At 68.9% G+C, this 705-nt stretch carries 1 protein-coding gene; it reads left to right on the forward strand.

From position 1 onward, the window contains the following. Positions 1-705: AMP-binding protein (locus tag VP06_RS33340; protein WP_048468122.1), on the forward strand; the 705-nt coding region annotated here is incomplete at both ends.

The raw sequence follows: 705 nt of genomic DNA on the forward strand, positions 1-705 counted from the left end.
GGGCGTCGCGGTGGCGCACGGGCCCCTCGCAATGCATGCCCAAGCGGTCAATCGGCTCTACAGCCTGGAGGCCCGGGACCGCGAGTTGCACGTCGCGTCGATCGGCTTCGACATCGCGCACGAGCGCTGGATCGCCCCTTTGATCGCAGGAGCGACCCTCATCTTCGGCAGCGGGCGGGAGCAATCGATCGAGGATCTGGTCGCACAGATCCGGGCCGACTCCATCTCGACCCTGTTCCTCCCCCCGGCCTATGCCGACCCGCTCGTCGCCTTCGTGAAGCAGAGCGGTGCACGGCTGCGGCTGCGCCGCCTCATCGTCGGCGGCGAGGCCTGGGGCCGCGAGGCCATGGCGGCCGCGCGCGCGGCCCTTGACCTCGATCTCCTCGTCAATGCCTACGGGCCGACCGAGACGGTCGTCGCGCCGCTGGCCTGGACGGCGCCGGTCACGGGAGAGCCCGAGTTTTCCGGCCCGTTCGCGCCGATCGGGCGAGCGGTGGGGGCGCGCACCGCCCTCCTCCTCGACACCGACCTCAACCCCGTCCCGGACGGCGTCACCGCCGAGCTCTTCGTCGGCGGATACGGCCTCGCCCGCGGCTATCTCGGGCAGCCCGGCCTCACCGCCTGTCTCTATACACATCTGTGGACCTGGTGGGTGTCGCAGCATTTAAAAAAAACAAATCAACACACACCAGCGAGCTCACTATA

This window comes from Methylobacterium aquaticum (assembly GCF_001043915.1).
GTDB lineage: Bacteria > Pseudomonadota > Alphaproteobacteria > Rhizobiales > Beijerinckiaceae > Methylobacterium > Methylobacterium aquaticum.